General features: G+C 63.6%; 2 protein-coding genes. Both read right to left on the reverse strand.

Annotation, left to right across the window (positions count from 1 at the left end; translation table 11 throughout):
* Window positions 1–79: 79 nt before the first annotated feature.
* The gene (locus Q0216_RS02655) at window positions 80–880 is read right to left on the reverse strand and encodes an exodeoxyribonuclease III (RefSeq protein WP_298592714.1); all 801 of its coding nucleotides are present in this window, start codon (window positions 878–880) and stop codon (window positions 80–82) included.
* 175 nt (window positions 881–1,055) lie between these two features.
* On the reverse strand, window positions 1,056–1,679 hold a 624-nt coding region (locus Q0216_RS02660; protein ID WP_298592716.1), incomplete at its 5' end, for an S-layer homology domain-containing protein.

Genomic DNA, 1,679 nt, shown 5'->3' on the forward strand with positions numbered 1-1,679 from the left:
GCAGATACAGCAAGGAGGCGAGGGACCCCTCCCCCGCCTCCTTGCTGCACGCGGTTTTACGGCAAGCTATACGCTCGGCTTAGCCGGCAATCTCAACCACGACCGGCGTGTGGTCACTTGCGCCTTCACCGGCGCGCTCGACCTTATCGATCCAGGCGCGCTCCACGCGTGCGGCGAGCGCGGGCGAGAACAGCTGGAAGTCAATGCGCATACCCTCATCCTTGGTGAAGCGGCCCGCCTGGTAGTCCCAGTAGGTGTACTCACCCGGGGTGTGCGGGCGTACTACGTCCACCATGCCCTCTTCGAGCAGGGCGGCGAAGGCGCGGCGCTCAGGCTCGGAAACATGAGTCATTTCGTTACGCAGGAAGTAGTCAATATCCCACACGTCGGTGTCTTCGGGGGCAACGTTCCAGTCACCGACCAGCGCGAGCTGCGACTGCGGGTTGGCAGCCAGCTCATTGTGCACGTTCTGGCGCAGCGCCTCCATCCAGCGGAGCTTGTAGTCCATGTGCGGATCGGTCAGGCCGCGGCCATTGGGCACGTAGAGGCTCCAGACGCGCACGCCGCCGCAGGTCGCACCGATAGCGCGCGCCTCCAGCACCTCGGGCTCACCGGGCTTGCCGAAGTGCGGCTGGTTGTCGAAGCCACGTTGCACGTCTTCAAGACCGACTCGGGAGGCGATTGCCGCGCCATTCCACTGATTCAGGCCAAAGTGCGCAACCTCGTAGCCCATGAATTCGAAGAGGTCGAAGGGGAAGGTTTCGTCTTTGGTTTTGGTTTCTTGCAGGGCGAGCACGTCAACGTCGTGTTCGTCGAGCCAGTCTTCGACGCGGTTTTCGCGGGCGCGGATTGAGTTGATGTTCCAGGTGGCAATCTTCATGCCTTCTAGCTTAGCGGGTATCGCGTTCCCGCCTTATAAGAGCGCCCCGATGTAGCACACTGCCCGCCTGCGCAACCCATTGGGTCGCACCGGCGGGCGGTGAATATATGCGCTGGTCAGCACTGAATCTAATCAGCACTGCATCTAGCCGGTATTACTCCTAGTCAACGGCCTCCTAGTCAACGACGGGAGTGCCCACAACCTTCAGACCCTTATCGCTGTACGCCTTGAGCATGTACAGGGCGTCGGAGAAGTACAGGGGGCTGGCGGGGTCCACCGCGTCTGCTGCGCCGTCACCGTCGCGGTCGACTTCGGGGTAGGCGCCGAGCGTGCGGGCTGCCCAGCGGTTTTCGGTCTTGAACTGCTCAACCTTCTTAGCTTCGGCACGTAGCGGGCGGCGGATCTGGCGCATGCGTGCGGCACCGTCGGGGCTACCTGCGGCGCGGTAGAGGAACGCGGCGATGGTGTGGCGGGTGGCGTACTCGTCCGGGTGGAAGAGACCGTCATCCCAGCCGGAGGTGATGCCCGCGTCCGCCGCCCAAATGTATGCGGTGTAGTCGGGGTCGGTGGTGGCTACGTCCTTGTAGGGGGAGGTCTTGGGTAGGTTCTTGACGGTCGGGGATCCAGCCATGCGGTAGAGCATGCGTACGAGCTGGCCGCGGGTGACGGTTGCGGTGCTGTGGCGGCGGGTGACGGTGTATTCTTCGCTGTCGAGGTAGCCGTGGCAGACCGCCCACACGCCGGGGGTGGCGCTCATGGTGCCGAGGAAGTTGGCGACGCATTCGGCGTAGCTGGGGTC

The organism is uncultured Rothia sp. (genome assembly GCF_937976295.1).
Classification (GTDB): Bacteria; Actinomycetota; Actinomycetes; order Actinomycetales; family Micrococcaceae; genus Rothia.